This is a genomic window from Herbaspirillum chlorophenolicum (assembly GCF_001189955.1).
Lineage (GTDB): Bacteria > Pseudomonadota > Gammaproteobacteria > Burkholderiales > Burkholderiaceae_D > Herbaspirillum > Herbaspirillum chlorophenolicum.
The window spans coordinates 54,640-79,433 of record NZ_LFLT01000013.1 but is presented as its reverse complement, the minus strand read 5'-3'; the positions used below and the strand labels follow the sequence as shown (position 1 = coordinate 79,433).

Below are 24,794 nucleotides of genomic sequence, written 5' to 3'. Positions count from 1 at the left end.
CGCTGGAAAGTGACTCTGTTGCAAAAGCCTTCCATTATAAATGTTTTCGGAGGCTTTCCTTGATTTGATGGCTGGAATCGGCGCAATCGGGTCGGTACAGATAATTTCCTTGTGGAAATAATTGGATGTCTACATCTCTCCCCAAATCGCATTCAAGGCCGAAAGGGCCGCCATGCCGGCCGTCTCGGTGCGCAGCACGCGAGGCCCCATGGACAGCATCAAGGCGCCTTGCGCGCAGGCGAGTTGTTCCTCTTCTTCATTGAAGCCGCCTTCGGGGCCGACGATCAGGGTCACCGCTTGCGGCGGATGATGGCGCGCCCAGCCCGACAGGGGCTGCTCGCCGCGCGGCGACAGCAGGATGCGGCGGTGCAGGTCGCTCTGGGCGATCCAGCGGCGGAATTCTGACAATTCGGCCAGGTGCGGCAAGCGGTTGCGGCCGCATTGTTCGACGGCGGACTGCACGATGCCCTGCCAATGCACCTGCTTTTTCTCGGCCCGTTCGCCCGACAGCCGCACCACGCAGCGCTGCGCGGCCAGCGGGACGAGGGCGGTGGCGCCCAGTTCGACGGCTTTTTCCACGATCCAGTCCATCTTGGCGCCTTCCGGCAGCGCCTGCGCCAGCGTCAGCGCGTAGGGCAGTTCGGCTTCGCGCGGAGAGAAGGTCTTGACTTCGGCATGGGCGCGCTTCTTTTCAATGGCGGTCAGGGTGGCGGTGTACTCGCCGCCTTCGCCGTTGAACAGCGTGACATGGTCGCCCGGCTGCAGCCGCAGCACCTGGACGTGATGGGCTACATGGTCGGGCAGAACCAGGGAGGCCCCGATGCTGAGGGCTTGCGGACAAAAGAAACGGGGCATGGATTGGATCTTGGCGATAATGATGGAGCGATCCCGGATTTTACCTCTGCATCGGCTTCCGGCCCATTTGTGGCGTGAGTCCGGACGCTCTCTGGTAAAATATAGCCCCGCGCGACCCCGGACATTTCCGGGGTTTGCATTTGAATGGCAGCATCGGAGCCGGCGGCAACAGGGCGTTGGCTCCCCGATACAGGTTTTTGGCGCCTGCGGGCGCATCCAGCAACTCTCTGACACCGACATGATTTCCACTCTCCCCACCGATAAGATGGCCAACGCGATCCGCGCGCTGGCGATGGACGCTGTACAAAAAGCAAATTCTGGACACCCGGGCATGCCGATGGGGATGGCGGAAATCGCCGTGGCGCTGTGGGCCAAGCATTACCGCCACAACCCTGCCAATCCGCAATGGTCCAACCGCGATCGCTTCGTGCTGTCCAACGGCCACGGTTCGATGCTGCACTACGCGCTGCTGCACCTGACCGGCTACGACCTGCCGATGGAAGAGATCAAGAACTTCCGCCAACTGCATTCCAAGACTGCCGGCCACCCGGAAGTGCACATCACCCCGGGCGTGGAAACCACCACCGGCCCGCTGGGCCAGGGCATCACCAATGCCGTGGGCATGGCGCTGGCCGAGAAGCTGCTGGCCGCCGAATTCAACAAGCCCGACCTGGCCGTGGTCGACCATTACACCTACGCCTTCGTCGGCGACGGTTGCCTGATGGAAGGCATTTCGCATGAAGCCTGTTCGCTGGCTGGCGTGCTGAACCTGTCCAAGCTGATCGTGCTGTACGACGACAACGGCATTTCCATCGACGGCCACGTCGAAGGCTGGTTCAAGGACGATACCCCGAAGCGCTTCGAAGCCTATGGCTGGCACGTCATCCCCGCCGTGGACGGCCACAACGTGGAAGCGGTCAACGCCGCCATCCACCAGGCCAAGCTGGCCGACAAGCCGACCCTGATCTGCTGCCGTACCGTGATCGGCAAGGGTTCGCCCAACCTGGCCGGCACCGACAAGGTGCACGGCGCCGCGCTGGGCGACAAGGAAATCGCTGCCGTGCGCGAAGCGCTGGGCTGGACTTCCGCACCGTTTGAGATCCCGGCCGACGTCTATTCGGCATGGGATGCCAAGGCCAACGGCGCGCAACTGGAAGGCGAGTGGAACAAGCTGTTCGCCGCCTATTCCGCCAAGTTCCCGGCCGAAGCCGCCGAACTGCAGCGCCGCATCAAGGGCGAGCTGCCGGACGATTTCGACAAGACCGTGGCCGCCTATATCGCCTCCACCGTCGAGAAGAAGGAAAACATCGCCACCCGCAAGGCCAGCCAGAACGCCATCCAGGCCTATGCGCAGGTGCTGCCGGAATTCCTGGGCGGTTCGGCCGACCTGACCGGCTCCAACCTGACCAACTGGAAGGAATCGGTGGCAGTGCGCGCCAACCAGGCCGGCAACCACATCAACTACGGTGTGCGCGAATTCGGCATGAGCGCCATGATGAACGGCATCGCCCTGCACGGCGGCTACCTGCCGTTCGGCGCTACTTTCCTGACTTTCTCCGACTACAGCCGCAATGCGTTGCGCATGGCTGCGCTGATGAAGATCCGCTCGCTGTTCGTGTTCACCCACGACTCGATCGGCCTGGGTGAAGACGGCCCGACCCACCAGTCGGTGGAACACGTCTCCAGCCTGCGCCTGATCCCCAACCTGGACAACTGGCGTCCGTGCGACACCACCGAATCCGCCGTGGCCTGGGCTGAATCCATCAAGCGCAACGACGGCCCCAGCACCCTGATCTTCTCGCGCCAGAACCTGCCGTTCCAGGAGCGCACCGACGCCCAGATCAAGGACATCGCGCGCGGCGGCTACGTGCTGCGTGATGCGGCTGATGCCAAGCTGGTGATCATCGCCACCGGTTCCGAAATCGAACTGGCGACCAAGGCTGCCGATGCGCTGGCTGCCGACGGCATCGCCGTGCGCCTGGTGTCGATGCCGTCGACCGACGTGTTCGACCGCCAAGACGCCGCCTACAAGGCATCCGTGCTGCCCAAGGGCTTGCCGCGCCTGGCCATCGAAGCCGGCGTGACTGCCTTCTGGTACAAGTACGTGGGCCTGGAAGGCGCCGTGGTCGGCATCGACACCTTCGGCGAATCGGCGCCGGCCGGTGTGCTGTTCAAGCATTTCGGCTTCACCGTCGAGAACGTGGTGGGCAAGGCCAAGCAGCTGCTGGCCTGATCCCCCGAAGGACAACGCAATGACACAAGCAGTACCAACGGGCGCATCGACCGAGCAAGTGACGATCCGGCGCGCCCGTGCTTCGGACGCGGCATCGATTGCCGGCGTGCGCATCGATAGCTGGCGTGCCAGCTATCGTGGCCTGGTGCCCGACAGCTACCTGGACAGCTTGCAGCCCGAGCAGAGCGTGAAGCTGTGGGAGCAGGTGCTGGGCGCCTCGTCGGACGCGGCCTGCACCTTCGTGGCCGAAGCCGGTGGCGAGATCATCGGTTTCGCCTCGGGCATGACGCTGGCCGACAGCAAGTTCGGCTGCGACGCCGAGCTCTCTGCCATCTGCGTGCTGCCTGACGAGCAGCGCCGCGGCCTGGGCAAGAAACTGCTGGCCAACGTGGCGGCGACCCTGATCAGCGCCGGCGCTACCGGCCTGATGGTCTGGGTGCTGGCCAAGAACGAAGGCGCACGGGAATTTTTCAAGGCGCTGGGAGCCGAACAGTTGTTCGAGCAGACCTTCACCTGGGACGACGGCACCGAGCTGGACGAAGTCGGTTTCGTCTGGCGCCAGCTGAAGTCCTGAGCGCTGGCAGGGAATCATCAGCCGGAAGGTTTGCCGAGACGCAGATCATCCGGCGGCAGTGCAGGCAGGGCCAGAACAATACGCAAGAACAAGGCCGGAAAAGACCGAAAAATGGCCGGGAGCGACCCGGCCGCCCCAGTAGGCTCTCTTGCTGTGGGCGGTTTTCCGGCAGAACCGATTTGCATTGATTTTTTAATACCTTAAGGAGAAGAGCATGGCAATTCGCGTCGCAATCAACGGTTATGGCCGCATCGGCCGCAATATCCTGCGCGCCCACTACGAAGGCGGCAAGAAGCACGACATCGAGATCGTCGCCATCAATGACCTGGGCGATCCGAAGACCAACGCCCACCTGACCCAGTACGACACCGCGCACGGCAAGTTCCCGGGCACCGTGACCGTCGACGGCGACTCGATCGTGGTCAATGGCGACCGCATCAAGGTGCTGGCGCAACGCAACCCGGCAGAACTGCCGTGGGGCGAGCTGGGTGTGGACGTGGTGCTGGAATGCACCGGCTTCTTCACCACCAAGGAAAAGGCCAGCGCCCACATCAAGGGCGGCGCCAAGAAAGTGATCATCTCCGCTCCGGGCGGCAAGGACGTGGATGCGACCGTTGTGTTCGGCGTCAACCACGGCGTGCTCAAGGCCAGCGATACCGTGATCTCGAACGCTTCCTGCACCACCAACTGCCTGGCGCCGCTGGTCAAGCCGCTGAACGATCAGATCGGCGTGCTGAATGGCCTGATGACCACCGTGCACTCCTACACCAATGACCAGGTGCTGACAGACGTCTACCACGAAGACCTGCGCCGCGCTCGCTCCGCCACCATGAGCATGATTCCGGCCAAGACCGGCGCTGCCGCTGCGGTCGGCCTGGTGCTGCCTGAGTTGAACGGCAAGCTGGACGGCTTCGCGATCCGCGTGCCGACCATCAATGTTTCGCTGGTCGACCTGTCGTTCGTCGCTGCCCGCGATACCACTGTGGACGAAGTCAACGCCATCATGAAGGCCGCTGCCGAAGCCGGCCCGCTCAAGGGCATCCTGACTTACAGCACCGAGCCGCTGGTATCGGTCGACTTCAACCACAACCCGGCGTCGTCGAATTTCGACTCCACCCTGACCAAGGTCTCCGGCCGTCTGGTCAAGGTTTCGTCCTGGTACGACAACGAATGGGGCTTCTCGAACCGTATGCTGGACACCACCGTGGCACTGGTGACTGCCAAGTAATACCCCGCCGATACCGGCCTCGGGAGGTTTTCCCGGCCGGTATCGTCAATTTCCGGGCTGATTCGGGTTCTTTTCCTCGGATGCAAGCTTGCGCATGCCGGTGAAAATATGTCATCAGCCTGCAAAAGATCGAAAGGCTGTTGCAAACTTCGGTTTGCAATGGCCTTTTGTCCGTTTGCGGCATTGCATTTCAAACAAGATCAATTCGAATTCACAAGAGGGACGTAATGTCAGCAACCTCATTCCAAGCACATCGCCTCGTTGCCAGGCTGGCCCTGATCGCCGGTGTCGCCTTTTCGCTTTCCGCGTGCGATTACATCAGCAGCTTCTCCAAGCCCAAGCAGACGCCAGAGGAGGCCAAGGCCGAAGGCATCGCCCTGGGCGCCGGCTGCCGCCAGGCCGGCCAGTCACTGGAAGACTGCTACCAGCGCAATCCGGACGCCCTGAAGGCGGGTATCTTTGCCGGCTGGAAGGATATGCACGAATACATGGCGGCCAAGAACATCCAGACCGTTACGCCGCCACCTCCAGCGCCGCCACCTGAGCCCGCCAAGGACAGTAAAGACAACAAGGACGGCAAGGATGCCAAGGATTCGTCCAGCCGGTCGCGTGACCGCGACAGTACCCGCGACAGCAGCCGTTCGCGCGACCGCGACGGTGGTTCCTCATCACGTGACAGCAGTTCCTCGCGCGATAGCGGTTCCAGCGATCGCAGCTCCAGCCGCGACGACAAGCCCACGCCCAAGTACTGAGGCGAAGCAAAGCAAAAACGCCCCGTGAGGGGCGTTTTTGCTTTTCCGGCAAGCGGTTTGTTCAGCCAAACACCAACTGCCACAGCCGAATCACGCAGGCGCGCTCATGCTCCACACGCTCGGCGTCGATGTGGGCACGTTCCGCGCCCTGCAACCGGATCTGGTGCTGCAGCTTGCGGAAGAGCCGGTAGGCATTGGCGGCTTCGGCCGCCAACGCTGTATCGATCAAGCCCAGTTGCCCCGCCAGCTTCAGCAGCGCGATGTTGCCGATGTCGCCGGTCAACTGCGGATGTTCCGGCGCATGGCGCAGCACCAGGTATTGGACGATGAACTCGATATCGATCATGCCGCCTTCATCGTGCTTCAGGTCGAACTGGGTACTGCGGTTGGGATGGGCGTCGCGCATACGGTGACGCATCGATAGCACTTCCTCCTCCAGCTTCTGATAGTCGCGCGGCTGGCGCAGCACGCGTTCGCGTAGCGCTTCGAAACGTTCGCCGATGGCGCTGTCGCCGGCGCAGAAGCGTGCGCGCGTGAGCGCCTGGTGTTCCCAGATCCAGGCCGAGTTGAGCTGATATTTCTCGAACGAGCTTACCGGCGACACCAGCAGCCCGCTGGCGCCGTCCGGGCGCAGTGCGATGTCGATATCGAACAGCGTGCCGGCCGGGGTGTGGCTGGTCATCCAGGTGATGAAGCGTTGCGCCAGCTTGGCGTATAGCGCAGGGGCTTCCTGGTCGTCGTCGTCGTACAGGAATACCACGTCGAGGTCGGACACGTAACCCAGTTCCTTGCCGCCCAGCTTGCCGTAGGCGATCACGGCGAATTGCGGTACCTCGCGGTGGCGCTGGGCGATGGTTTGCCATACCGCCTTGATGGTGGCGTCGACCAGGATGTCGGCCAGTGCCGAGAGTTCGTCAGCCAGCTTCTCTACCGACAGGTCGCCTTCCAGATCCTGCGCCAGCAGGCGGAACAGTTCCGTGTGGTGCAGTTCGCGCAGGATATCCATCTGGCGCTCGGTATCGCCCGGCGCGGTGTCGAGCTGGCGTTGGCAGTTCTCGGCGAAGGCGGCCCAGTCGGAATCCGCTTTCAGGTTGCGGTCGTCCAGCAGTTCGTCCAGCAGGATGGGATGCTGCGTCAGATAGGTAGCGGCCCAGCCGCTGGCGCCGATCATGCGGATCAGGCGCGTGAGCGCATAGGGGTATTCGGTCAGCAGCGCCAGGTAGGCGGCGCGGCGCGCGATAGCCTCAAGGAAGTCGAGCAGGCGGCCCAGCGTCGGCAACTGGTCGTAATGCAATGCCGCAATCAGCGGCAGGGCAGCGTTGATTACCGTATTGAGGCGGTTGCGGCTCTGTTCCGGCAGGCTTTGCATGCGCGGCGACTGCCAGGTCAGTTGCAGGCGTTTGGCGCCGGCTTCGATATCGGCCTCGGGAAAACCCACCAGCGTGAGCGCGTCGGCGATGGCTTCCAGGCCATCTGCATCGTTGATGCCCGGGGTTTCGTTCTCGTTGTCGGGCGCGGCTTGCTTGTCGTTGAAAATGGCATCGAACTGTGCCGCCACAATGCGGCGATGCGCTTCCAGCGCCTGCAGCAGGGCCGCGGTGTCGGTGTAGCCCATCATGCGCGCCACCAGCAGCAGGTCATCGGGATTGACCGGCAGGGTGTGGGTCTGCGCATCTTCCAGGTATTGCAGGCGGTGTTCGAGGTCGCGCAGGAACGTATAGGCCGCCAGCAACTGCTCCACCACGTCCGGCGCGAGCAGGTTCTTGGCGACCAGCGTACGCAGGGTGGTGCGGGTGGAGCGGTCGCGCAGCTCCGGGTCGCGGCCGCCCCGGATCAACTGGAATACCTGGCTGACGAATTCGATCTCGCGGATGCCGCCGCGTCCCAGTTTGACGTTGTTGCTGCGGTCCGGATGCAGCGCTTCCTGGCGTTTGACCTCGGCGCGGATTTGCGCGTGCATCGAACGCAGCGCGTCGATCGAGCCGAAGTCCAGGTAGCGGCGGAAAATGAAGGGGCGGCTGATGGCTTCCAGTGCGGCAATATCTTCCGGGTCCCCGGTCAGTGCGCGCGCCTTGGTCCAGGCGTAGCGTTCCCATTCGCGGCCCTGGCGCACCAGGTATTCCTCGACCATGTTGAAACTGGCCACCAGCGGGCCGGAATTGCCGTTGGGGCGTAGCGCCATGTCGACGCGGAAAGTGAAGCCGTCTTCGGTGATCTCGGCCAGGGCGCCGATCAGTTTCTTGCCCAGGCGCACGAAGAATTCATGGTTGGAGAGCTGCTTCTGGCCATCTTCCACCCGGGTGTCGCCGTCTTCGGGGTAGACGAAGATCAGGTCGATGTCGGAGGAAACATTGAGCTCGCCGCCGCCCAGCTTGCCCATGCCCAGTACGATCATCTGCTGCGCTCGTCCGGATTCCTCGCCGATGGGCACGCCATACAGCGCAGTTTGCTCGCGCATGAGGGCCGCCAGGTGGGTCTGCACCGCGAAGTCGGCGAACTCGGTCATGGTGGCGACCACCTCTCCCAGGTCGGCGCGGCCGGCGAGGTCGCGCTCGATCAGCGTACACACGACCAGGTTGCGCAGGCGGCGCATGGCGGCATTGAGCGCAAGGCCGGTATCCAGGTCGGTTTGCAGGCGGCGTGCGAAGAAAGCGCGGTCCATGGCCTGGGCGGCTGTTTCGGCGACCAGCGCCGGACGGGCGGCATCGGCCTGGGTCCAACGGGTGAAATAACGCGAAGCCTGGGCGTTGGCGAGAGGGGCAGTCGAATCTGGCATAAGGGCGCGAATGGGTCGGGGCAGGTGTAAAAGAAGGAAAACAGAGCGTAAAACAGGTTCAGGCTTGGCCGGCGACGACCGAGAATAGAGCAAGCCTGACGCGGCACTGACGATTTTTTCTCCAAAGGCGGATTTTATCGCCCGTTTTTAAACTTATCGCTGTTTTTGCCGCTCCTAGCTACTCCGTTCACATGGCAACAGCATGTTTTCCATGCGATCATGTCATTCGCGCGAATTATTTCATATCGAGTTGCCTTAGCCTGATGTCCGAAGAACAACATAACGCCACATCGAAGACTGCCCATTGGGCGCTATGCTGGCGAATCGTGCGGGGCACCTATTTTCGCCTGAACCAGGCTACCTATCACGTCCTCGGCTTCACCTTCAAGTTGCTGCTGGCGGCTTATTTCGTTTTCTGCGCGCTGTTCCTGGTGCTGCGTTATGCCGTGCTGCCCGAAATCGGCCACTATAAGCCGCAGATCGAGGGTGTGGCTTCCAAGGCTGTCGGCCGTGCGGTCTCCATCGATGCCATCGATGCCTCCTGGAGCGGCTTGCGCCCGCAGTTCTCGCTGTCCAATATCACCGTGCATGACGAGGCCGGCCAGCCTGCGCTGACCTTGCCGCACGTGTCCGCGACCCTGTCGTGGAGCAGCGTGCTGGTGGCCGGCCTGCGGCTGGAGAGCCTGACCATCGAGAAAGCCGACCTTTCTATCCGGCGCGATGCCTCCGGCAAGCTGTTTGTGGCCGGCATTCCGATACCGACCGGCGGTAACGGCAGCACGCTGGACTGGCTGCTGTCGCAGCGCGAGATCGTGATCCGCGACAGCAAGCTGCGCTGGAACGACGAAATGCGCAATGCACCCGAGCTGGCGCTGGACGATGTCGACCTGGTGCTGCACAACCACTGGCTGCGCCACCGCATGGCTTTACGCGCCACGCCGCCGGCTGCGTATGCGGCGCCGCTGGATGTGCGCGCCGATTTCAGCCATCCGGCCTTTGCCAGCCGCATTTCCGACGTCACGCACTGGACCGGCACCATCTATGCCGACCTGCGCCAGACCGACCTTTCGGTGTGGCGTGCCTGGTTCGACTATCCGATCGAGATCACCCAAGGCAGCGGCTCGGTGCGCGCCTGGCTGGCGCTGGATCGTGCCAAGGTGGCCAATTTCACCGCCGACCTCGCCTTGTCCGATTTCACCGCGCGCCTGTCGAAGAAGCTGGAGCCGCTGAGCCTCAAGCGCGTCAATGGCCGCATTGCGGCCAGCGAGAGCCTGGGCGGCACGCCCGACGATGGCGTACCCACCTTCGGAGCCAACGGCCACAAGGTGGCGCTCACGAATTTCTCCATTGAGATGCCGGATGGTTTCAGCCTGCCGTCCACCTCGATTTCTGAAAGCTATGAACCGGCCACGCCGCTTAAAGCCGAACATACCAGCGTCAAGGCTACCCACCTGAACCTGGAGGCGCTGTCGCAGCTGGCGACGCGCCTGCCGCTGACCGCATCGCAACGCAAGCTGCTGGATGACCTGGCCCCGCGCGGCGAGCTGAATGATTTCACCGTGCAGTGGCAGGGGACTTACCCCGAGTTGACTTCTTACCGTATCCAGGGCGGCTTCACGGGCCTGGGCCTGAAGGCGCAGGCGCGCCACGTTGAGGTGCGCAAGGCCACGCTGCAGCAGGCCGCACCGGCGCAGTGGGCCGGCACGCCCGGCGTCGAGAACCTGGACGGGGAAATCGATGCGACCGAGAAAGGCGGCACGGTGCGCTTGTCTTCGAAGAAGATGGCCGTGCAATTGCCGGAGCAGACGTTTGCCGGGCAAAGCATGCCCTTCGACAGCCTTGAGCTGAAGGCGCACTGGCAATACCAGAAGGACCAGACCCTGCTGGTCGAGCTGGACGATATGCAATTCACCCAGCCGGGCGTGGCGGGCCGCTTGCGCGGCACGCACTTGCTGCCGTTGCAGGGCCAGTCCCTGGGTAGCGTGGATATCACCGGCGAACTGACTACGTTCGACCTTAAGACGGTACGGCGCTACCTGCCGGAACATATCAGCGAGCCGCTGCGGCGCTGGCTCACCGAAGGGCTGGTAGATGGCACGATGCGCAATGTGCAGCTGAAAGTCAAAGGCGCGCTGGCCGATTTTCCTTTCCACGCGGCAAAGCCGGGTGATAAGCCCAAGGGCCAGTTCTTGGCCAGTGGCGACTTCGATGGACTGAAGATCAACTACACGCCGGGCCATGTGAACAAGGATGGCAAGGAACCGGAATGGCCCTTGCTGGAAGAAGGGCGCGGCAAAGTCAGCATCGATCGCACGCAGCTGGAAGTGAAGGCCGACAGCGCCAGGACGATGGATGCGAAGCTGAGCCAGGTCACGGCGCGTATCGCCGACCTGGCGTCGCATGATGCAGTGCTGGAGATCGATGGTGTGGCCAACGGCCCGATGTCGACCTTCCTGCAATATGTCAGGCAAAGCCCGGTGGCGCACTGGACCGGCAATGTCATGGAGCAGGCCAGCGCCACGGGCAACGCCCGGCTGGACCTGAAATTCCAGATGCCGCTGCATCATGAGATCGACACCAAGGCGCAGGGCGTGTTCAGTTTCGCCAACAACGATGTCGACCTGCTGCCTACGTTGCCCATGATGTACCGCACCGTCGGCAAGGTCGAGTTCAACGAGCGCGGTTTCAACCTTAACGGCATCCGCGGCCAGTTCATGGGCGACAGCGTGGCCATCACCGGCGGTACGCAGCGCGACGGCAGCAGCCAGATCCGCATGGATGGCGCGATCAATATCGAGGCCTTGCGCAAGCTCTATCCCGAAGCTTCGATGCAACGCCTGCTGGCACGCTTGTCCGGCGGCGCCCGCTATACCGCATCGGTGCTGGTGCGCCAGCACCATCCCGAGGTGATTGTCGAGTCCAGCCTGGCCGGACTGGGTTCGGATTTGCCGGCGCCGCTGAGGAAGTCGCCGCAGGACAGCCTGCCGATGCGTTTCGAGTTGCAGCCCGTACCGTCCAACGATCCGCTGATCGAACGCGAGGACATCAAGGTCACGTTGGGCCAGAGCATCGCATCGCATTATTTGCGCGAGAAGGTTGCGGCCCGGTCCGACGACTGGCGTGTGGTCAGCGGCGGCATCGCCTACAACCAGCCGCTGCCGTCGCCGGCGTCGGGCTTGAAGCTGGCATTGGCCGCCGACAGTTTCGACATGGATGCCTGGGAGGCTTTCAAGGCCGAGATCGTAGGCAAGGGCAATACCGCATCGGCGGCCGGGCAAAGCAAGCTGACCAGTTCTGAGATGGCCCAATACCTGGAGCCGGATACGGTCTCGGCGCGCGTAGGCGAATTCACGCTGATGGGCAAGAAACTCAATAAGCTGGTGCTCAACGCCACGCACCAGAAGAATGCCTGGCAAATGAAGCTGGAGTCGCAGCAGGTTTCCGGCAACATTACCTGGGATGAGCCTGGCGGCAATCGCGGGCCGGGCAAGATCACTGCGCGCTTGTCCTCGCTGGTGCTGCCCAAGGGGAATGGCGCGGCCGACGCCGCCAATGCCGATGCATCCGGCAGTGGCGGTTCGGCGCAAATGCCGGCGCTGGACATTCGCGCGGAGCAATTTGAACTGGCAGGCAAGAAGCTTGGCAGCCTGGAGCTTGACGCCAACAACATGATGACTGCGGTGGGCCGTGAATGGCGCATCAACCGGCTGGTGCTGGCCAATGAGGATGCGCAGTTCCGCGCCGCCGGCAACTGGATGTCTTTCGGCGCCAGCAATACCACCAACATCACCTACGCACTGGATATCAACGATGCCGGCAAGTTGCTGGACCGTTTCGGTTATCCGGGCACGATCAGGGGCGGCAAAGGCAAGCTGGATGGCGACCTGAGCTGGAAGGGACTACCTTATGCCATGGATGTGGCCAGCCTGAGCGGGCAACTGCATATGGATGTGCACTCAGGGCAATTCCTGAAGGTCGATCCGGGGGCTGCCAAGCTGCTGGGCGTGCTTAACCTGCAGGCGCTGCCGCGCCGCCTCACGCTGGATTTCCGCGATGTGTTCTCTGAAGGTTTTGCGTTCGACAACGTGGTCGGCACCGCTTCCGTCAACAAGGGCATCGCGACCACCGACAATCTGAAAATGACCGGCGTCACCGCCTCGGTGCTGATGAATGGTTCCGCCGACATCGCCAGGGAAACGCAGGACCTGCATGTCGTGGTGATTCCGGAAATCAACCTCGGCACTGCGTCGGTGGTGGCGATGGCAGTCAATCCGGTGGTCGGCGTAGGCACCTTGCTGGCCCAGTTGTTCCTGCGCAATCCGGTGATGAAGTCACTTACCTTCGAGTACAAGGTCACCGGCCCGTGGAGCGACCCTATCGTAGTCAAGCAAGGGCAGGTATCGCAGGTTGGACCCGAGCGCGTGCCGGATAACAGCAAGCCTGTGCCGGGCGCGCCATCGACACCGGCCGAGACCTCGGCGACTGCGCGCCGCCGTGTGCAGGATGTCGGCCCGCCGATCAACGTGGGCCACTGATTCAGTGGATGAGCCGGGCCGGTTGACGCTGCCGGCGCGGCAGGCAGTTCTGCGCGATACTTGAGGCAACGCAGGCATTTCCGATGAGGCATGACAACATGACGCAAGCATTCAAGGTGGCGGCGATACAGATGGTGTCGACGCCCGAGGTAGAGCAGAATTTCGAGAGCGCCGCGCGCCTGGTCGGCCAGGCCGTGGAGCAGGGTGCGAGATTGGTCTTGCTGCCGGAATATTGGCCGATCATGGGCATGCATGAGCGCGACAAGCTCGGCCATGCCGAGTCCGACCAGGCCGGCCGTATCCAGGAATTCATGGCTGCGCTGGCGCGCAGGCACGGCATCTGGCTGATCGGCGGCACGCTGCCGATGGCCGCCGCCACCGACGGCAAGGTGCTCAATACTTCGCTGGTCTACGATCCCCAGGGCCAGCGCGTCGCACGCTACGACAAGATCCACCTCTTCAGTTTCGTCCGTGGCGAAGAGAACTACGACGAGGCGCGCACCATCGAGTACGGTAACGAGGTCAAGACGTTCGAAGCGCCGTTCGGCCGCGTGGGTTTGTCGGTTTGCTACGACTTGCGTTTTCCCGAACTGTACCGGGCCATGGGCGACTGCGCATTGATCGTGATGCCGGCCGCCTTCACCTACACCACCGGCAATGCCCATTGGGAAACCCTGTTGCGCGCCCGTGCCATCGAGAACCAGTGCTATCTGCTGGCCTCGGCCCAGGGCGGAAAACATGTCAACGGGCGCCGCACATGGGGCCACAGCATGCTGGTCGACCCCTGGGGAGAAATCATTTCCGTATTGCCGGAAGGCGAAGGCCTTGTGATCGGCGATATCGACCCCCATCGTCTACAATATGTCAGAGAAAGCCTGCCGGCGTTGCGCCACCGCAAGCTTTGAGACGCTGTTGATGTGTTGTTAAGCCTTCCAGAAGATCCTATGAAATTATTTGAACCGAATATGGGCGCCCTGCAAGTGGCGCGCGATGTGCTCCTGACTCCTTTCGGCCTGGACGAGTCCAAGCTGTTGAAAGCGCTGGGCAGCATGTTCACCCATAAAGTGGATTACGCCGACCTGTACTTCCAGTTCACCAAGAGCGAAGGCTGGAGCCTGGAAGAGGGCATCGTCAAGACCGGCAGCTTTTCCATCGACCAGGGTGTCGGCGTGCGCGCCGTGTCTGGCGACAAGACTGCATTTTCCTATTCCGACGAAATTTCCGAGCGCGCCTTGCTGGATGCCGCGGCTGCCACGCGCACCATCGCGCGCCAAGGCGCGGGCAAGGTCAAGGTTGCCGGCAACATGATTCCCGGCGGCGGCCGCGCGCTGTACCTGCCGCATGATCCGCTGGTATCGCTGGACGCCACCGCCAAGGTGCAGTTGCTGGAGCGCGTCGAGCGCATCGCGCGCGCCAAGGACCCGCGCGTGGTGCAGGTGATGGCCAGCCTGTCGGGCGAATACGATGTGGTGCTGGTGGCACGCGCAGATGGCGTGCTGGCGGCCGACATCCGCCCGCTGGTGCGCGTGTCGGTGACGGTCATCGCCGAACAGAATGGGCGCCGCGAAATGGGCAGCAGCGGTGGCGGCGGCCGCTACAGCTATGGTTATTTCACTGACGCGCTGCTGGAGAAGTACGCGTCCGAAGCGGTTGCGACCGCACTGGTCAACCTGGAGTCGCGTCCGGCGCCGGCCGGCCCGATGACGGTCGTGCTCGGCCCAGGCTGGCCCGGCGTGCTGCTGCATGAGGCGATCGGCCACGGCTTGGAAGGCGATTTCAACCGCAAGGGATCGAGCGCCTTCTCCGGCCGCATCGGCGAACGCGTCGCGGCCAAGGGCGTGACCGTGGTGGACGACGGCACGCTGGCCGACCGCCGCGGTTCGCTCAACATCGACGACGAAGGCAATCCGACCCAGTGCACCACGCTGATCGAAGATGGCATCCTGAAGGGATATATCCAGGACACCATGAACGCGCGCCTGATGAAGATGCCGGTGACCGGTAACGCTCGTCGCGAGTCGTTCGCGCACCTGCCGATGCCGCGCATGACCAACACCTACATGCTGGCTGGCGACAAGGATCCGGCCGAGATCCTGGCGTCGGTCAAGAACGGCTTGTACGCGGTCAACTTCGGTGGTGGCCAGGTCGACATCACCAACGGCAAGTTCGTGTTCTCGGCCAGCGAGGCCTACATGATCGAGAACGGCAAGGTGACCTATCCGGTCAAGGGCGCCACCCTGATCGGTAACGGCCCGGACGTGCTCAACCGTGTCTCGCTGATCGGCAACGACATGAGCCTGGATTCAGGCGTGGGCGTGTGCGGCAAGGAAGGGCAGAGCGTGCCGGTGGGGGTAGGCCAGCCAACCTTGCGCTTGGATGGCGTGACGGTGGGCGGCACCGCCTGAGCGTTTTTCGTATGCTTCACAAAAAGCCGCCGGTATTTCCGGCGGCTTTTGTTTTTTGTGGGGCAGATTTGCGGGGAAGCGATGTGCATTTGCAATATCGGTGAAGTCAAAATATGAGGGATAGAGTGAATTTCACCGACTTTTTGCATGTTTGCCACACTGCAGGTAGTCAAATACAGGCCAAATTCCGTGCATGGGCATTGTTTTTTTATTGTATTTAAAGCCTGGATTTAATGTTTAATGCGATTTAATTTTTATTAAATGCCTAATTTTTGGATATTTTGTGCGATTAATTCATGAAAAGCCATTTTGATGGCCTCGCTTGCCAAAGCCTGGAATTTGTAGCACTATGAGGACTGCTTCAATTTATCCATGCAGCCAAAGATGTCTTTCTTCCGCGCTTACTTTTATTTTTACTTTAGCTATTCCAGCCCCACGGCGGTGAAAAGCGGTAAGCGTTCGTAAAAAGACAAAACCGAATTTCCTAAAAAACCGCCAGTGATGGCGGTTTTTTTTTGGTCGATTTCCAGCTAACCAAGCTAAAGCAATTCAGGAGAAAAAATGCCGCGCACTGACGATCTTCGCATCAGAGAAATGAAAGAACTGCTTCCTCCTTCGCATTTGATCCGTGAGTTTGCCTGCACCGAAAAGGTCGAGAGCACCACGGCCGAAGCGCGTACCGCATTGCATCGCATCCTGCACGGCCAGGATGACCGCCTGATGGTGGTCATCGGCCCGTGCTCCATCCACGACACCAAGGCAGCGATGGAATACGCGCGCCGCCTGGTGGTCGAGCGCGAGCGCCACAAGAACGAACTGGAAATCGTGATGCGCGTCTACTTCGAAAAGCCGCGCACCACCGTTGGCTGGAAGGGGCTGATCAACGACCCGTACATGGACAACAGCTTCCGTATCAACGACGGCCTGCGCACTGCACGCGAACTGCTGCTCAACATCAACGAGCTGGGCCTGCCGGCCGGCACTGAATTCCTCGACGTGATCAGTCCGCAATACATCGCCGACCTGGTCAGCTGGGGTGCGATCGGCGCCCGCACCACCGAATCGCAAGTGCACCGCGAGCTGGCGTCCGGCCTGTCATGCCCGGTCGGTTTCAAGAACGGCACCGACGGCAACGTCAAGATCGCCGTGGATGCCATCAAGGCCGCTTCGCAGCCGCACCACTTCCTGTCGGTCACCAAGGGCGGCCACTCGGCCATCGTCTCCACTGCGGGCAACGAGGACTGCCACATCATCCTGCGCGGCGGCAAGACGCCTAACTACGACGCTGCCAGCGTGGAAGCGGCGTGCCAGGACATCGCCAAGAGCGGCCTGGCCTCGCGCCTGATGATCGACGCTTCGCACGCCAACAGCTCCAAGAAACCGGAAAACCAGATTCCCGTGTGTGCTGACATCGGCAGCCAGATCGCCGCCGGCGACACCCGCATCGTCGGCGTGATGGTCGAGTCGCACCTGGTGGCCGGCCGCCAGGACCTGGTGCCGGGCAAGGAACTGACCTACGGCCAGTCCATCACCGATGGCTGCATCAACTGGGAAGAAAGCCTGCAAGTGCTGCAAGGCCTGGCTGACTCGGTCAAGCAGCGCCGCCTGATGGGGGAGCGCGACGCAGCCTGAGCGTTCACTGCTTTTTGAATGGACAAGCCGCCGTGATCCTGGTCACGGCGGTTTTTTTTCGTCCGTCGGACGATGCTGGTTCCTGGTTTTCGCCGTGATGACGGGCTTGCCAAGTATCAAGATGAAGGCTTCGTGGAAGAGCTTTGTTTTACGTTCTTCCGGGTGCAAAATGGGCATCCCCAAGCTTCAACGCTTGCCCGACAACCCCGCAAGGAGACGCGCATGTCCACCCCATCCAAAGTCAAACCGATTCCCACTGGCATGCATTCGCTCACGCCGCACCTGGTCTGTGCCGGCGCGGCCGAAGCCATTGAGTTCTACAAGAAAGCCTTCGGCGCCGTCGAAGGTGCCCGCCTGCCCGGCCCGGACGGCAAGCTGATGCACGCGAATGTGACTATCGGCGATTCCAGCCTGATGCTGGTCGATGAAATGCCCGAATGGAAGAGCCTGGGGCCGAAGGCGCTGGGCGGCTCGCCGGTTACCATCCACCTGTACGTGGAAGACGTCGATGCCGTCTTTGCCCAGGCAGTGGCGGCTGGCGCACAGGTGGCCATGCCGGTGGCCGATATGTTCTGGGGCGACCGTTACGGGCAACTGGTCGATCCCTTCGGCCACAAGTGGTCGGTGGCCACGCATATCCGCGACATGACGCCGGATGAGATCCGCAATGCACTCGACTGCCCGGGCGCCGGCCAGTAAGCAAGACGCATCGATGCGCCAATAAAAAACGCCGGCATTGCGCCGGCGTTTTCATTCGGGCTGCAGGCAGGGAGGATCAATCGCGGAAGTTGTTGAATTCCAGCGGGATGTCCTTCACTTCCTTGCGCAGCAGCGCCATGGCGGCCTGCAGGTCGTCGCGCTTGGCGCCGGTGATGCGCACGGCATCGCCCTGGATGCTGGCCTGCACTTTCATCTTGCTGTCCTTGATGACGCGCACGATCTTCTTGGCATCGTCGCTCTCGATACCGTTCTTGACCTTGATCACCTGCTTGACCTTGTCGCCGCCGATCTTCTCGATCTTGCCTTCGTCGAGGAAGCGCACATCGACGTTGCGCTTGGTCATCTTGTTGGTCAGCACGTCGCGCACCTGGCTCAGCTGGAAGTCCGAATCCGCATACGCGGTCAGTTCACGCTCTTTTTGCTCGACGCGGGCATCGGTGCCCTTGAAGTCGAAGCGGGTGGAGATTTCCTTGTTGGCCTGCTCGACGGCATTCTTGACTTCGACCAGGTTGGCTTCGCAGACGGTATCAAATGAGGGCATGGCAATATCCTTTTATTCTTGCAACCGGAGGGTTCCGGCGTTACGAACGAGATTTTAACGGACTGGCGGCGGCAGGGCTATGGCATGTGCGCCGACAGACACTGTCTGGCGGGACAGGCCGTGCGATGGCGCTGCGCGAGCGGCTATAATCCAGCCCTTATGTTCCCAATCCCCGTACAGCGCGATTTTTCCCTGCGCGCACTCAATACCTTCGGCATCGATGCCTGTGCGCAGGCCTACCTGGCTGTGGATGGCCCCGATATCCTGCGCGCGGTGCGCAACGACGCCGGGCTGTCCGGCTTGCCGCGCCTGGTGCTAGGCGGCGGCAGCAACCTGCTGCTGACGCGCGACTTTCCCGGCCTGGTGCTGCACATGTGCGGCCGCGGCATCGCCGTGGTTGGCGAAGACAGCGAATTCACCTACGTGCGCGCAGCGGCCGGCGAAAACTGGCACGGCTTCGTGCAATGGACGCTGGCCCAGGGGTTGGGCGGACTGGAGAATCTGTCGCTGATTCCGGGCAGCGTGGGTGCCGCGCCTATCCAGAACATCGGCGCCTACGGAGTCGAGGTCAAGGACCGTTTTCATTCCCTGACTGCCTTCGATTTTTCCACCGGCGAAGTGATCGTTCTGGACGGCCCAGCCTGCCGCTTCGGCTATCGCGACAGCGTGTTCAAGCATGCGCTTCGCGATAACGCCGTGGTGCTGGATGTCACATTCGCCTTGCCCAGGAAATGGCAGGCTAATGCAAACTACGCCGACGTGGCGCAGGCCCTGGCCGACAGGCAGATCACCGAACCCAGCGCGCGCGACATCGCCGATGCCGTCATCACCATCCGCACGCGCAAGCTGCCCGATCCGGCGCAGATCGGCAATGCCGGCAGTTTCTTCAAGAACCCCATCGTCAGCGCGCAGCAGCGCGAAGCCCTCTTGGCGCAGCATGCCGGCCTGGTGAGTTATCGCCAGGACGATGGCCGCTACAAGCTGGCCGCAGGCTGGCTGATCGACCAGTGTGGCTGGAAGGGCAGGTCGCTGGGCGCGGCCGGTGTGTACGAGAAGCAGGCGCTGGTGCTGGTCAATCGGGGCGGCGCCAGCGGGGCTGAGGTGGCGGCGCTGGCGCGGGCGATTCAGGCGGATGTGCGCGGGAAGTTCGGGGTGGAGCTGGAACCGGAACCGGTGTTTGTCTGAGCTGAGCCGATTGAAATGCTTGTCCAATAAAAAAACGCCGGTCGAGACCGGCGTTTTTTCATGTCGTTGCCAGCGCAGGCGATCAGCCGTAATGGCAGACGTAATCCACGGTCTCCGTTACTTCGATATCGAAGGACGAATTGCCCGGAACGCTGAACTGGGTGCCGGCGCCATAGGTATTCCAGGCTTCCTCGCCCTTGAGGCGGATACGGCAGCTGCCGCTGACGATTTCCATGATTTCCGGCGAAGCGGTGCCGAAATTGAGCGACGAGGGCAGGATGACGCCCAGGGTCTTCTTGGTGCCGTCGGCAAACAGCACAGTGTGCGAAACACACTTGCCATCAAAATAGACATTGCCCTTTTTCAGGACGGTGACGTTGTCGAATTGGGTGCTCATCAGAAATTCTTTCAGATCTCTCGGTTGAAGACGGTTACTTCGAATCCTTGTCCAGCAGCGGCAGCGAGACGGCGGTGCTGTTGTCCAGCAGGCCGGTGCTTTGATAGATCGCCAGCTTCTGGCGGGTGTCGATGATGTCCAGGTTGCGCATGGTCAACTGGCCGATGCGGTCGGCCGGGGTGAAGGCGCCTTCGCCCTTTTCCATGGTCAGGCGTTCCGGCTGGTAGGTCAGGTTGGGCGACTCGGTGTTCAGGATCGAGTAGTCGTTGCCGCGGCGCAGTTCGATGGTCACTTCGCCGGTGATGGCGCGTGCTACCCAGCGTTGCGCGGTTTCGCGCAGCATGATGGCTTGCGAGTCGAACCAGCGGCCCTGGTACAGCAGGCGGCCCAGCTTGCGGCCGTTGTCGCGGTATTGCTCGATGGTGTCTTCGTTGTGGATGCCGGTGATCAGGCGCTCGTAGGCGATGAACAGCAGCGCCAGGCCCGGGGCTTCGTAGATGCCGCGGCTCTTGGCTTCGATGATGCGGTTCTCGATCTGGTCGCTCATGCCCAGGCCGTGGCGGCCGCCGATGCGGTTGGCTTCCAGGATCAGGTCGGTCATGTTGGCGAAGGTCTTGCCGTTCAGGGCGACCGGACGGCCTTCCTCGAAGCGCACGGTAACGCTCTCGGCCTTGACTTCGACATCGTCGCGCCAGAAAGCCACGCCCATGATCGGCTGCACGATCTTGATGCCGCTGTTCAGGAATTCGAGGTCCTTCGCTTCATGGGTCGCGCCCAGCATGTTGGAGTCGGTCGAGTAGGCCTTTTCGACCGACATCTTGTAGTCGAAGCCGGACTTGATCATGAACTCGGACATTTCCTTGCGGCCGCCCAGTTCCTCGATGAAGGTGTTGTCCAGCCAGGGCTTGTAGATCTTCAGGTTGGGATTCACCAGCAGGCCGTAGCGGTAGAAGCGCTCGATGTCGTTGCCCTTGAAGGTGCTGCCGTCGCCCCAGATGTCGACATTGTCTTCGCGCATCGCGGCCACCAGCATGGTGCCGGTTACGGCGCGGCCCAGCGGGGTAGTGTTGAAGTAGGTCACGCCGGCGGTGGAGATGTGGAAGGCGCCGCTTTGCAGCGCGGCGATGCCTTCGTTGGCCAGTTGTTCGCGGCAGTCGATCAGGCGCGCCAGTTCGGCGCCGTATTGCAGTGCCTTCTTGGGGATGGCGTCGTAATCCGGTTCATCCGGCTGGCCCAGGTTGGCGGTGTAGGCGTAAGGGACGGCGCCTTTCTGGCGCATCCAGGTCAGCGCAGCGCTGGTGTCGAGGCCGCCGGAAAAGGCGATGCCGACTTTTTGATTGACCGGAACGGATTGCAGGATGTTGGACATGATCTTGACTGTTGCGAGTGTGTTGATATGACTTGTTTGCGGTGTGGCAGGCTCAGTCGAACTTGCCGTGCACCAGGTATTCGAGCAGGGCCTTCTGGACGTGCAGGCGGTTTTCCGCCTCTTCCCAGACCACCGACTGCGGGCCGTCGATCACTTCGGCGGCGACTTCCTCGCCGCGGTGCGCCGGCAGGCAGTGCATGAAGAGGGCGTCTTTCTTGGCGCGCGCCATCTTGGGGCCATCGACGATCCAGCCGTCGAAGGCCTTCAGGCGTGCGGCGTTCTCATCTTCGTAACCCATGCTGGTCCACACGTCGGTGGTGACCAGGTCGGCATCCTGGCAGGCGTCGGCCGGGCTGGCGAAGAAGGTGTAGTTCTTGTTGCCCGGGGTGACTTGCGCCGGGTCGATGTCGTAGCCCTTGGGGGTCGAGACGTTGACGTGGAAGCCGAACACCTCGGCCGCCTGCAGCCACGAGTACAGCATGTTGTTGGCGTCGCCGATCCAGGCCACGATCTTGCCCTTGATGCTGCCGCGATGTTCGATATAGGTGAACACGTCGGCCAGCACCTGGCAGGGATGCTGCTCGTTGGTCAGCCCGTTGATCACCGGCACGCGCGAATACGCGGCGAAGCGTTCGATGATTTCCTGGCCGTAGGTACGGATCATGATCACGTCGCACATGCGCGACATCACCTGCGCGGCATCCTCCACCGGTTCGCCGCGGCCCAACTGGCTGTCGCGCGTATTCAGGTAGATCGCCGCGCCGCCCATCTGGTGCATGCCGGCTTCGAAGGAGAGGCGGGTACGGGTCGAATTCTTCTCGAATACCATCACCAGCGTACGGTCGGCCAGCGTGTGGTGGGGCTCGTAATTCTTGAACTTACGTTTGATCACACGAGAACGTTCAATTACGTATTCGTATTCATCAAGCGTAAAGTCGGAAAATTGAAGGTAGTGTTTGATTGCCATAAATGAAAACGGCGGCTAGCGTGGCGCCTGCCGCCGATCGTTATAACTGCTTAGATTATAAGGGATTCAGGGCAAAAAGATACCCAACGGGGTTGCCTTGAAGAAACCGGGCCGCAGCCCGCGCTGTGCCTGCGGCGACGTATCGCTGTCCTGGACGGATGGAGGTTGGGTGGCGACGAAAAGGAGCAATGTCGGCTTGCCGTCGGTCCCGCATGTCAAAAAATCAAGCTTCAGAAATACATCTGGGAGTTTCTTTCATTTGTTGCAAGGTGGGTGCCATGTTTTGTGATTTATTGGCGCTATCGCATTCCGGTGTTGGTGTTAATGAGAATCGTTGTTGTTTGTGGGTCTAGAATTGCCCCTCCATTTTGACCAGAGAGGGGCCTGTCCGGGTCCTCATTCAATCCATGCCTACCCAATGCATTTCCGAGCGTCGCCTCAGCGTGATGGCGCTGGCCTTTTCCTCCCTTTTTTCCACCTCCGCTTTCGCAGAAGGCGAAGTTGATGACAGGCTGCCGCATATTGAAATTTCCGGCGAGCGCAGCCATTACGACCCGCGCCCGGGCAAGGTATCGACTGCGACCCGTACAGCGACGGATCTCAGGGATGTGCCGCAAACCGTCAACAGCGTGAACATGGAAGAAGCCGCCTCTTACGGCGCACAAACCATGGCCGAGGCGCTGGCGGGCGTGCCTGGCATTACCAACAACTCCGATACGCGTTTCGACTCCTTCAAGATCCGTGGCTTCTCCAGTGCCGGCGATGTCTTCCTCGACGGCATCCGCGACGACGCGCAGTACGTGCGCAGCCTGGGCAATATCGAACGCATCGAAATCCTGAAGGGGCCGGCCGCGGTACTCTACGGCCGTGGCAGCGGCGGTGGGGTGATCAACCGCATCAGCAAGCAGCCGGGAGCGGATGTCCAGAGCAGCCTCAAGGTATTTGCCGGAAGTTACAGCCGCCTGGGTTTTGCCGCGGATGTGAACAAGGTACTGAGCGAGCAATGGGCCATGCGCATCAATGCCGGCCGCGCGCATGCCAACAGCTTTCGCGATGGCGTCAACAGTTCGCGCCAATACATCGCTCCTTCGCTGAAGTGGGATGACGGTCGAACTTCATGGCTGCTGCAAACGGAGTTCTCAGAATTCGACCGCACCCCGGATCGCGGCATGCCGGCCTGGCGCCGTAATGACCGCAGTCCCTACCAGTTGCCGCCGGCGAACCGGGCAACCACCTACGGCGTGCCGAGTCGCGACTACATCAAGGACAGCACGCTATACCTGCGCTCCACGCTGGAGCACAGGATCGACCAGGATTGGAAGCTGCGCTACACGCTGGGCATGCTCCATCTGAACAGCATCTTCGACAATACCTTCGCGACCGGACTGACCGGGGTCAATAACAACATGGTGACGCGTGCGCGCTGGCAGCAGAACCTGCATCAGCGCAACTGGCAGAATAATCTGGAGCTGGAAGGCAACACCGTGACCGGTGCTGTGCGTCACGACATGTTGTTCGGCGCTGAATACACTGTGGAACGCCGGCAACCGACGTTGTATTCACGCAGCCCTTCCAGCAGCGTGTCTCTGTTGAATCCATCCAAGGCGCCTGATGCATTGGCGCCACCGGCTTTGTCCACTAACAGCTTGCACCGTGCGGACGGCATTGCCTTATATGCGCAGGACCAACTGACGTTTTCGCCGCAATGGAAGATGCTGGCGGGTTTGAGATGGGACCGTTTTGCCGCCGACTCCACCAGCCGGACGACAGGAGGAGGCCGCGCCGCGCGCATGACTTCTGCACTGAGCCCGAGATTGGGTGTGGTTTGGTCGCCGCTGGCAGACCACAGCTTTTATGCCTCGTACAGCAAGAGCTTCATCCCCAGCGGCGGAGCGGATACGGTCGGGCTGGACACCGGCACCGGCGCCAGCACCGTTTCCAACAATGCGTTGGAGCCTCAGTCCAGCCGGCAATACGAGGTCGGAGTGAAAAGCGATTGGCTGGACAAGAAGATCAGCACGACCCTATCCGTATTTCAGCTGGACTTGTACAACCGGCGTACCCAGGTTTCCAGCAATCCGAACTTGTTCGTGATCAGCGGGCTGGAGCGAAATCGAGGAGTGGAACTGTCGGTCAACGGCCAACTGGCCCCCAATTGGTTTGTCCGCAGCGGATTTGCCCTCCAGCGTGCGCGCATCGTCGAGGCACCTCTTTGCAGAGGGACAAACTGCCCGGCCGCGAATTTGGCGGGCAAACGTTCGGTGGGCGTCTCCGGCGCCAATGGCAGCGTGTTTTTGGGTTATGCACCAACCTTCGGATTTTTCTCGGAAGCTGGCCTTGTCTATGAAGGCTCGCGCTACGTCGATATCGCCAACCGGCTCGATTTGCCGGCTTATACCCGCTGGGATGGCAAGGTCGGTTACCGTTTTTCCAAAACCGAACTGACGCTGGCTGTGACCAATCTCACCAATCGCCAGTATTACTCCAGCTCGACTGGGCTGTCGCAGATCATGCCCGGTTCACCGCGCAGCGTTTTGTTAAGTGCAAATCATAAGTTCTGACGCCAGAAGAGAACGTGAAAACGGCCGCCGATTATCGAGGCGGCCGTTTTCTTTGGCAGCTACG

Annotated in this window: 17 protein-coding genes; 11 read left to right on the top strand and 6 right to left on the bottom strand. The window is 61.6% G+C overall.

Going from position 1 to position 24,794, the window contains the following annotated elements:
* Positions 1–129: 129 nt before the first annotated feature.
* Entirely contained in the window at positions 130–855 is a 726-nt protein-coding gene (locus tag AKL28_RS10585; protein ID WP_050468096.1) for a 16S rRNA (uracil(1498)-N(3))-methyltransferase, read from the bottom strand.
* A 214-nt stretch (positions 856–1,069) separates the two neighbouring features.
* Between AKL28_RS10585 and tkt the strand changes: the two genes are divergently transcribed.
* From tkt to AKL28_RS10565, 4 genes are all read left to right on the top strand, one after another.
* Entirely contained in the window at positions 1,070–3,088 is a 2,019-nt protein-coding gene (gene tkt / locus AKL28_RS10580; protein WP_414735697.1) for a transketolase, read from the top strand.
* Between the two features lie 19 nt (positions 3,089–3,107).
* Positions 3,108–3,662 carry a GNAT family N-acetyltransferase gene (locus AKL28_RS10575; protein ID WP_050468094.1) on the top strand — a complete coding sequence of 185 codons (555 nt, stop codon included), beginning with the start codon at positions 3,108–3,110 and terminating at the stop codon, positions 3,660–3,662.
* A gap of 214 nt (positions 3,663–3,876) precedes the next feature.
* Positions 3,877–4,890 carry a type I glyceraldehyde-3-phosphate dehydrogenase gene (gene gap, locus AKL28_RS10570; protein ID WP_050468093.1) on the top strand — a complete coding sequence of 338 codons (1,014 nt, stop codon included), beginning with the start codon at positions 3,877–3,879 and terminating at the stop codon, positions 4,888–4,890.
* Between the two features lie 227 nt (positions 4,891–5,117).
* Complete coding sequence (locus AKL28_RS10565; RefSeq protein WP_050468092.1) at positions 5,118–5,642, top strand: hypothetical protein; 525 nt, start codon at positions 5,118–5,120, stop codon at positions 5,640–5,642.
* 61 nt (positions 5,643–5,703) lie between these two features.
* Here the strand turns inward: AKL28_RS10565 and glnE are convergent, their stop codons facing one another.
* Entirely contained in the window at positions 5,704–8,418 is a 2,715-nt protein-coding gene (gene glnE / locus AKL28_RS10560; protein ID WP_050468091.1) for a bifunctional [glutamate--ammonia ligase]-adenylyl-L-tyrosine phosphorylase/[glutamate--ammonia-ligase] adenylyltransferase, read from the bottom strand.
* Between the two features lie 263 nt (positions 8,419–8,681).
* Here glnE and AKL28_RS10555 point away from each other — a divergent pair, with 263 nt between their 5' ends.
* The 5 genes from AKL28_RS10555 to AKL28_RS10535 all read left to right on the top strand — a co-directional run bounded on the left by AKL28_RS10555 (position 8,682) and on the right by AKL28_RS10535 (position 17,689).
* Positions 8,682–12,953, top strand: coding sequence for a YhdP family protein (locus tag AKL28_RS10555; protein ID WP_050468090.1), 4,272 nt, complete (start codon positions 8,682–8,684; stop codon positions 12,951–12,953).
* Positions 12,954–13,051: 98 nt separating this feature from the next.
* Positions 13,052–13,858, top strand: a complete 807-nt coding sequence (locus AKL28_RS24400; protein WP_050468089.1) for a carbon-nitrogen hydrolase family protein — start codon at positions 13,052–13,054, stop codon at positions 13,856–13,858.
* A 39-nt stretch (positions 13,859–13,897) separates the two neighbouring features.
* Positions 13,898–15,358 (top strand): metalloprotease TldD, encoded by a 1,461-nt coding sequence (gene tldD, locus AKL28_RS24395; protein ID WP_050468088.1) that lies wholly within the window; start codon positions 13,898–13,900, stop codon positions 15,356–15,358.
* Between the two features lie 561 nt (positions 15,359–15,919).
* Positions 15,920–16,990: a 3-deoxy-7-phosphoheptulonate synthase AroG gene (gene aroG / locus AKL28_RS10540; RefSeq protein WP_050468087.1), complete on the top strand. Its 1,071-nt coding sequence runs from the start codon at positions 15,920–15,922 to the stop codon at positions 16,988–16,990.
* A gap of 222 nt (positions 16,991–17,212) precedes the next feature.
* On the top strand, positions 17,213–17,689 hold the full coding sequence (locus AKL28_RS10535; RefSeq protein ID WP_050468086.1) for a VOC family protein: 477 nt from the start codon (positions 17,213–17,215) through the stop codon (positions 17,687–17,689).
* A gap of 76 nt (positions 17,690–17,765) precedes the next feature.
* Here AKL28_RS10535 and AKL28_RS10530 read toward each other — a convergent pair whose 3' ends face one another.
* Entirely contained in the window at positions 17,766–18,251 is a 486-nt protein-coding gene (locus AKL28_RS10530) for a YajQ family cyclic di-GMP-binding protein (RefSeq protein WP_050468085.1), read from the bottom strand.
* A gap of 159 nt (positions 18,252–18,410) precedes the next feature.
* Between AKL28_RS10530 and murB the strand changes: the two genes are divergently transcribed.
* Positions 18,411–19,436 carry a UDP-N-acetylmuramate dehydrogenase gene (murB, locus tag AKL28_RS10525; protein WP_050468084.1) on the top strand — a complete coding sequence of 342 codons (1,026 nt, stop codon included), beginning with the start codon at positions 18,411–18,413 and terminating at the stop codon, positions 19,434–19,436.
* 82 nt (positions 19,437–19,518) lie between these two features.
* On the opposite strand, the gene ppnP is transcribed toward murB, so the two are convergent.
* Genes ppnP through argF form a run of 3 tightly spaced genes read right to left on the bottom strand, consistent with a single transcriptional unit; the run spans position 19,519 to position 22,169 of the window.
* Complete coding sequence (ppnP, locus tag AKL28_RS10520; protein WP_050468083.1) at positions 19,519–19,833, bottom strand: pyrimidine/purine nucleoside phosphorylase; 315 nt, start codon at positions 19,831–19,833, stop codon at positions 19,519–19,521.
* Positions 19,834–19,867: 34 nt separating this feature from the next.
* Positions 19,868–21,202 (bottom strand): argininosuccinate synthase, encoded by a 1,335-nt coding sequence (gene argG, locus AKL28_RS10515; protein ID WP_050468082.1) that lies wholly within the window; start codon positions 21,200–21,202, stop codon positions 19,868–19,870.
* A 52-nt stretch (positions 21,203–21,254) separates the two neighbouring features.
* Positions 21,255–22,169, bottom strand: a complete 915-nt coding sequence (gene argF / locus AKL28_RS10510; RefSeq protein WP_050468081.1) for an ornithine carbamoyltransferase — start codon at positions 22,167–22,169, stop codon at positions 21,255–21,257.
* 407 nt (positions 22,170–22,576) lie between these two features.
* Between argF and AKL28_RS10505 the strand changes: the two genes are divergently transcribed.
* A complete protein-coding gene (locus AKL28_RS10505; protein WP_050468080.1) occupies positions 22,577–24,730 on the top strand; it encodes a TonB-dependent receptor in 2,154 nt (717 codons plus the stop codon).
* Positions 24,731–24,794 lie beyond the last annotated feature (64 nt).

Coding starts and splice junctions, on each gene's coding strand:
- AKL28_RS24400 (WP_050468089.1), top strand. CDS start 13,052: ATGACGCAAGCATTCAAGGTGGCGGCGATACAGATGGTGTCGACGCCC.
- AKL28_RS10565 (WP_050468092.1), top strand. CDS start 5,118: ATGTCAGCAACCTCATTCCAAGCACATCGCCTCGTTGCCAGGCTGGCC.
- argG (WP_050468082.1), bottom strand. CDS start 21,202: ATGTCCAACATCCTGCAATCCGTTCCGGTCAATCAAAAAGTCGGCATC.
- argF (WP_050468081.1), bottom strand. CDS start 22,169: ATGGCAATCAAACACTACCTTCAATTTTCCGACTTTACGCTTGATGAA.
- murB (WP_050468084.1), top strand. CDS start 18,411: ATGTTCCCAATCCCCGTACAGCGCGATTTTTCCCTGCGCGCACTCAAT.
- AKL28_RS10585 (WP_050468096.1), bottom strand. CDS start 855: ATGCCCCGTTTCTTTTGTCCGCAAGCCCTCAGCATCGGGGCCTCCCTG.
- AKL28_RS10505 (WP_050468080.1), top strand. CDS start 22,577: ATGCCTACCCAATGCATTTCCGAGCGTCGCCTCAGCGTGATGGCGCTG.
- ppnP (WP_050468083.1), bottom strand. CDS start 19,833: ATGAGCACCCAATTCGACAACGTCACCGTCCTGAAAAAGGGCAATGTC.
- AKL28_RS10555 (WP_050468090.1), top strand. CDS start 8,682: ATGTCCGAAGAACAACATAACGCCACATCGAAGACTGCCCATTGGGCG.
- AKL28_RS10535 (WP_050468086.1), top strand. CDS start 17,213: ATGTCCACCCCATCCAAAGTCAAACCGATTCCCACTGGCATGCATTCG.
- AKL28_RS10530 (WP_050468085.1), bottom strand. CDS start 18,251: ATGCCCTCATTTGATACCGTCTGCGAAGCCAACCTGGTCGAAGTCAAG.
- glnE (WP_050468091.1), bottom strand. CDS start 8,418: ATGCCAGATTCGACTGCCCCTCTCGCCAACGCCCAGGCTTCGCGTTAT.
- gap (WP_050468093.1), top strand. CDS start 3,877: ATGGCAATTCGCGTCGCAATCAACGGTTATGGCCGCATCGGCCGCAAT.
- tldD (WP_050468088.1), top strand. CDS start 13,898: ATGAAATTATTTGAACCGAATATGGGCGCCCTGCAAGTGGCGCGCGAT.
- AKL28_RS10575 (WP_050468094.1), top strand. CDS start 3,108: ATGACACAAGCAGTACCAACGGGCGCATCGACCGAGCAAGTGACGATC.
- aroG (WP_050468087.1), top strand. CDS start 15,920: ATGCCGCGCACTGACGATCTTCGCATCAGAGAAATGAAAGAACTGCTT.